Origin of the sequence: Kitasatospora sp. NPDC091335 (assembly GCF_044757205.1) — a bacterium.
Classification (GTDB): domain Bacteria; phylum Actinomycetota; class Actinomycetes; order Streptomycetales; family Streptomycetaceae; genus Kitasatospora.
Map to the genome: position 1 here is coordinate 360,282 of NZ_JBIVUM010000008.1, position 6,302 is coordinate 366,583.

6 protein-coding genes and 1 pseudogene are annotated in these 6,302 nt (G+C 75.2%); 6 read left to right on the forward strand and 1 reads right to left on the reverse strand.

Going from position 1 to position 6,302, the window contains the following annotated elements; all coding sequences use genetic code 11:
* The first annotated feature begins 378 nt into the window (after positions 1-378).
* The 3 genes from ACIQOW_RS19975 to ACIQOW_RS19985 all read left to right on the forward strand — a co-directional run bounded on the left by ACIQOW_RS19975 (position 379) and on the right by ACIQOW_RS19985 (position 1,882).
* A complete protein-coding gene (locus ACIQOW_RS19975; protein WP_401086749.1) occupies positions 379-687 on the forward strand; it encodes a hypothetical protein in 309 nt (102 codons plus the stop codon).
* A gap of 128 nt (positions 688-815) precedes the next feature.
* A complete protein-coding gene (locus ACIQOW_RS19980; RefSeq protein WP_401086752.1) occupies positions 816-1,508 on the forward strand; it encodes a DUF6232 family protein in 693 nt (230 codons plus the stop codon).
* Positions 1,505-1,882 (forward strand): hypothetical protein, encoded by a 378-nt coding sequence (locus ACIQOW_RS19985; RefSeq protein ID WP_401086754.1) that lies wholly within the window; start codon positions 1,505-1,507, stop codon positions 1,880-1,882. Before ACIQOW_RS19980 ends, ACIQOW_RS19985 begins: the two co-directional genes overlap by 4 nt.
* A gap of 95 nt (positions 1,883-1,977) precedes the next feature.
* Here ACIQOW_RS19985 and ACIQOW_RS19990 read toward each other — a convergent pair whose 3' ends face one another.
* A complete protein-coding gene (locus ACIQOW_RS19990; RefSeq protein WP_401086757.1) occupies positions 1,978-2,922 on the reverse strand; it encodes a DUF2797 domain-containing protein in 945 nt (314 codons plus the stop codon).
* Between the two features lie 206 nt (positions 2,923-3,128).
* Between ACIQOW_RS19990 and ACIQOW_RS19995 the strand changes: the two genes are divergently transcribed.
* The 3 genes and pseudogenes from ACIQOW_RS19995 to ACIQOW_RS20005 form a co-directional block, all read left to right on the forward strand.
* Positions 3,129-3,449, forward strand: a complete 321-nt coding sequence (locus tag ACIQOW_RS19995; protein WP_401086760.1) for a hypothetical protein — start codon at positions 3,129-3,131, stop codon at positions 3,447-3,449.
* A 377-nt stretch (positions 3,450-3,826) separates the two neighbouring features.
* A complete protein-coding gene (locus ACIQOW_RS20000; protein WP_401086764.1) occupies positions 3,827-5,941 on the forward strand; it encodes a restriction endonuclease in 2,115 nt (704 codons plus the stop codon).
* Between the two features lie 206 nt (positions 5,942-6,147).
* Positions 6,148-6,302: pseudogene (locus ACIQOW_RS20005) on the forward strand (ABC transporter ATP-binding protein); the annotation flags it as partial.

Sequence of the window (6,302 nt, forward strand, 5' to 3'; positions counted from 1 at the left end):
CGGCCCCCGCTCTGGTGCTCAGGCGGGGGCCGACGTCGTGTCACGGGGCGTACGACTCACGGGGCGTACGACTCGCGGGGCCTACGACGAGGACCGACGCCGTGTCACGGGCGTGCGGCGGGAGTTCGCGTTACCCGTACGGGTGGTGGATCGCCCTGAGCGATGCCTCCCGGCGGAGAATCGCGCTACGGTGGTCACCGCTACGGAAGGACGGCATATGCCCGAGGTTCAGTCCTGTTCCGGCTGCGGCGGGTCCGGGGGGACCCAGAAGACCGAGGCAACGGTCGAACGGGACGAGGAGGGAAGCATGGTGCCCAGGGTCCACACCTTCTGGTCGCCCTGCGGTCGGTGCCACGGATCCGGGACGGTGATCGTCGGATGAGGCTCGTCTTCGAGTGCGTCGAGTGCGGCGGGCACTACCTGCCCCCCGAGGACATGGTGTACCCCGACGGGCCCGCCTCGCCGGTCTGGTGCACCGCCTGCCAGCGCGCCAAGCGCGCGGCCGGCCTCCGGGAGGACCCGCTGCTCGCCAGGGTCGCGCTGGCCGCCGCCCGCGCCGCGCTGGCCGGGCGGGCCGCCGCCGAGGCGGCCGAGCAGCCGGCCCGGCGCGACGTCCGTCCGTCCCGGCCGCCGCGGTCCCGCCGGGCCGGATCCGGGCCCGGGGTGCTGCGCAGCAAGCTGGGATGATCAGCGGCGTCACCCGGACGAGCGAACCGACGGTCGGTCAACCCCCTTTTGCGGCAAATGACTTGTGCCACCACGGAGCGTAGTGGTTAATTGTCGTCCCGCGCACGACAGCCTTGGGGGAATCGTCCATGCAGCCGACCGATCCCAGAGAGTCGACCTGGGCCGGCCAGACCGGCTCCACCCCGTTCATCCCGCCACCGCCACCAGGCAGGCCACCCGCGACCGCGGTCCCGCCACCGGCCTTCGCGAGCACCACCGACGGCGCCTCGGCCACCACCCTGGTCGCGGTCACCAACCGCATCCTCTGGGTCGGACAGGCGGCGTACCCGCTGGCCAACGTCGCCCGGGTCGGCACCAGTCTGATCGTGCCCGGCCGGCGTCGCGCGCTGCTGCGGCTGCTCTTCTTCGCGCTGATCGTCACCGTGCCCGCGTTCGCGATCTCGACGGCGCTCTCCGCGGCCGACGGGTCGTCGAGCGACTTCGGCAACGGCTCGGGCGGCGGCTCCGGGGCGGGCGTGGTCATCGCCGTCGCGGTGGCCGTCGTGGTGCTCTACTTCCTGATCTTCACCTGGCCGGTGCTGCGCCGCCCCGACCTCTACGCGCTGGCCGTGGACACGGCGGGCCCGCCGACGGCGGTACTTGCCTGGGACACCCCGCAGCCCGCGTACGACCTCCAGGCGGCCATCACCAGGGCGATCGAGAATCCGCAGGCCGAATTCCGGCAGATCGTCCAGAGCATCACCGTCGACCTGCGGCGGTACGAGTTCGGCGACAGCGTCAACATCTACGGCGGCCAGGGGCACACGGGGGTCAGCAAGTGAGCGACGACGAGCGGGGCGAGCGCCCGAACGTCCAGTACGGGGACCGGGTCACCATCCACGGCGGCAGCGGCCACATCGGCATCCAGCACAACCACGGAGGGGCCGGGGAGCAGGCCCTGCCGCCCGAGGTCGCCGACCTGTTCGCCCGGCTGGCCGTCGCGGTCGCCGGGCTCGCCGAGGACGACCGGCTCCGCGAGGCGGACCGGCGGAGCTTCACCGAGGCCCTGCCGGTGCTGAGCGACCCGGCCACCGAGGAGCCGGACCGACGGCGCGGCACCCTCCTCCAGCTGATCGGCCTGGCGCACACCGTCGGCGAGGCCGCCGCCCCGGCACTGGGCCTGGCCAGCCAGCTCCTCGCCCTGATCAGCGGCTGACCGCCCTGGCCCCGCCCCCGGTCACGCCGTGACGACGTGACCGGGGGCGACGGCGACGGCGGTGGCCATGGCGGCAGGGGCTCCGGCGGAACGGCTCAGAACAGCGCCTCCTGGGTGTCCGGCTCCGGCGGGCGGACGCGCTCGCGCAGGGTGAGGCCCTCGGGCCCGCGCCCGGTGACCGGGGTGAGCGTCCAGCCGGTGAGCAGCCGGGTGTCCAGCAGCAGCGGCCCCGGGCCGTCCGCCTGGTCGAGGAAGAGGTGCCGGCCCACCGGCGGCCGGAGCCGGCCCGCGAGGACCGCGCCGTCGGCCAGTCCGGCGACCTCCAGGTAGGTCTCGGGGGCTCCGCCGGCGAGGCCGTAGCGCTCGACGTGGTCGGCCACCGGGCGGTCGGCGAGCAGCTCCAGGGCGTGGCCGTCCAGCAGCCGGTGCGCCCGGGCGCGGGCCTCGGTGAGCACCGTACGGCGGTGCGGGACGTCGCCGTGCGACCACCAGTGGTCGGTCTTGAGCCGGGACTTGTACCGCTCGCGGGCCAGGCCCGAGGCGGCGACGGTGAGTTCGGCGCGCCGGATCGCCGGCAGGGCGCCGCGGGCGGTGAACGCGTAGGCCAGCGCGCCCTGTTCGAGCAGTCGGCTGTCGCCGCGCTGCTCGGCGGTCAGGCCGACCTTGAGCAGGCCCTCGCCGAACCAGGCGAGGTAGAGCAGGTAGGTGCGGCCGTCGTCGAGGATCTGGTCCCGGGCGAGGGCGAGGCCGCGGTCCACGCTCTGGCAGGCCGGGCACTGCGTCGCGCTGCCGCCCGGGTCGATCTCCGCGTGGTGCGGGCAGGGGGTGCGCTCCGTCGCCCCGGCCAGCCAGGCCCCGACGCAGCGGCGCGGGCCGCCCAGCAGCCAGCCGACCTCCGATCCCGGCGTGACGGCGCGCTCGTGCACCCTGGCGCCGAGCACGGCCCCGAGCACGGCGCCGCCGTCCCGCCAGCTCAGGCCGGTGGAGATCCAGCCGCCCTGGCGGGCCGGCCGCTCCGGGTGCTGCGGGGGGATCGTCACGGTTCTCCTTGCCGTCGGTGACCGTCGAGACTACCCGGTGCCACCGACAGGGCGGGCGGCCGCGGCGACGCCCGCCGGCACCGCCGGACCTCCGCTCGAAGCGCGGTCGAGGAAGCATCGAGCGGACGTGACCACGTCAAGTCTCGTCACTAGCGTCCTTCCCAGTGCACTCCCCACGGACGATCCACTTCGGGAAGGGAACGACCATGCGCATTCTCAAGCGTGTCGCGGCCGCCACCGGCTCTCTCGCCCTCGCCGCCTCGGGCCTGGTCCTGGCCGCGGCGCCGGCCTCGGCCACCACCACCGCGCTGAGCTGCAACGCGCCGTCCTACTTCACCGGCAGCGGCGGTCACGCCGGCGCGTCGATCCGCTGCGTCGGCTCGGCCTTCACCGGCCGGATCGTCTGTTACAAGCCGGGCTACGGCAACTACACCCACTACGGCAACCGCGCCGAGTCCGGCGGCACCTCGACCACCTGGTGCGACCTGGGGGCGACCATCCAGAAGGCCGACGCCGTCTCCTCCTGACCCCATGCCGCCCCGGCCGGCGGCCGGGACGCGACGGCACCGCGCGACGGACCGTGGGCCCGTCCGGCGATTCCCCGCCGGACGGGCCCACGCCGGTTCTCCGCCCCTGCCCCCGGCTCCGGCCGGGCCGATCACGCCCGTCACGCCGCCCGCACGAACGGCGGCCGGCCCTCCGACGGGGTGTCAGATCCCGTGCCGCCCGACCCCTCCTCCCCCGCCGGAAAGGCCCGCAGGTCGCGGGCGCTTGGCCGGGCGGGGTGTCCACGTTCTATTGTGGCGGGCGCGGTCGGCGGCGTGGCCGGGAGGCGATGCCGCAGCGGCCGTTCGGCGCGAGCGAATGGGGTGGACGGACGGTGTCGGGGCGGCGGAGCGGCGGGGTGCTGGCGATCTGGGCGGAGGCGCAGCGGCAGCAGCAGCGCCGGGGGGAGGCCCGGTTGCGGGCCGAGGCGGCGGAGCAGCGCCGCCGGGAGCGGGAGCAGCGCGAGACGCAGAAGGCGGCCGCTCGCGGCGAACGCGAGGCGCAGCGCGCCTACCAGCAGTCGCGGGAGGCGGAGGCGGCCCGGCAAACGGCCGAACTGGACGCCAGGGTCGAGGAGTTGAAGGGGCTGCTGGCCGCCGGGCTGGCCGCGCCGGCCTTCGGGCCGCAGGCCCTGCTGGCGCCGAGCGCGGTGCCGCCGTTCGATCCGGGTCCACTGGGTGAGCCGGTGCCGATGCCGGACCAGTCCTCGGAGCGGTACTTCGTGCCGCCGCCGGACGCGGTCCAGGCCCGCAATCCTGGCGTGCGGCAGCAGTACGAGCAGTACCTCGCCCAGGCGCGGGCCAGGTTCGAGCAGGACTGGTACGCGGCGCAGACCGGGGAGGCCGACCGGCAGCAGCGGCTGGCCGCGTACCACCGGGAGTACCTGGCCTGGGTGGAGCAGTCCCGGCGGCAGCAGGAGGAGCTCGGCGCCAGGACGGAGGAGCTGCTGCGCCGGCTGCGGGCGGGTGAGCCGGAGGCGGTGCAGGAGTACTTCACGGCCGGCCTGTACGCCTCGGCGGCCTGGCCGGAGGGCTTCCCGCACCGGCTGGTGGCGGCCTTCGACGCCGGGAGCCGCCAGCTGGTGGTGGACTGGGAGCTGCCGGGTCCCGACGTGGTGCCGGCCGCCGCCCGGGTGCGGTACGTGAAGTCGGACGACCGCGAGGCCGAGGTGGCCCGTCCGGCGACGGAGCGCAAGGCGCTGTACCGGGAGGTGCTGGCGCAGTCGGCGCTGCGGGTGGCGGCGGAGCTGTTCCGGGCGGACCGGGACGGGCTGCTGGACTCGGTGGTGCTGAACGGCTTCGTCCTCGGCATCGACCCGGCGACCGGCCGGGAGGCCGAGCGCTTCGTCTCCACGCTGACCGCGGCCCGGTCCGGCTTCGCCGGCCTGGCGCTGGACCGGGTGGCCCCGGTGGAGTGCTTCCAGGGCCTGGGCGGCCGACTGTCGGCGCGCCCTGAGCGGCTGGACGAGGTGCGCCCGGACCGGCGGCCGGAGGCGGTCGGCGGCAGCCTGGCCGGGCACGGCGAGGGAGATCCCGACCTCTTCGAGATGGACCCGCTGGACTTCGAGGACCTGATCGCCGAGCTGTTCCGGCTGCGCGGCTTCGAGGTGATGACCACGGCCCGCAGCGGCGACGTCGGGGTGGACGTGGTGGCGGTGGACCCCACTCCCGTGACCGGCGGGAAGATCGTGATCCAGGCCAAGCGCTACAAGAGGACCGTGCCGCCGACGGCCGTGCGCGACCTGGAGTCCACCGTCCGCCACCACGGCGCGAACAAGGGCATCCTGGTCACCACCGCGGGCTTCGGCCCGGGCTCGTACAGCTACATCGAGGGCAAGCCGCTGACCCTGGTGAGCGGCCCCGAGCTGGTCCAGCTGCTCGCCGAGCAGGGCCTGCGCGGCCGGCTCGGCGGCGTCGTCGTCGCGCCCGCCGCGGCGGACGACCGGCCGGAGGAGGCGCGCGAGACCGCCCTCACGGTGAGCTGGCGGAGCCGGACGGCCGGCGGGGACCCGGTGGAGCTGGACGTGACGGTCTTCCTGTGCGCCGGCGGCCGGGTGCTGAGCGACGAGCACTTCGTGTTCTTCAACAGCCCGCAGGACCCGGACGGCGCGGTCCGGCTGCATCCGACCCGGTCGGTGCCGGGCGAGCCGACCAGGGCGGCCCGGCTGACGCTGGACCTGGACCGGCTGCCGGCCGCCGTCGACGAGGTGGTGGTCGCCGTCTCCACCGAGGAGGAGGAGCCCCCGGCGCTGCCGCTCGGCTACGTGCACGGGCTGGCGGTCGCCGCCGCGTACGGTCCCGGCGCGGGCGGTCCCGACGCCTGGGCGGGCGCGACCGGCGGGGTGCCGGACAGCGCGATGCTGCTCGGGGCGTTCCGGCGGGGCTCCGGCGGCTGGGAGTTCGGCCCGTCGGGCCGGTCGGTGACGGACGGCCTGGCCGGGCTGGCGACGGCCTTCGGTGTGGCGGTGGAGTAGCGGGCCCCGGTTCCGGCGCCCTCGGGGAGCCGTCGACGGGGACCTTGGACCTCAGGGTTTCGGGTCATACCTGAGGAGGAGAACGCCCCCGCCGACCCGCCGGGTCGGCGGGGGCGGACCGCCCGCGCGGCATACGCATCGCGTTCGAACAGTTTGGAATGATGTTACGGAGTTAAACATTCCGTTAATCCGTTCCAGGAGTCCCCGTGACGTTCCCCGCAACCGCCGTCCACACCGGTCGGGCGGCCGCCCGCGCCACCAGTCTGAACAAGGTCTACGGGGAGGGGGAGACCCGCGTCGTCGCCCTCGACAACGTCAGCGTCACCTTCCCCCAGGGCGAGTTCACCGCGATCATGGGCCC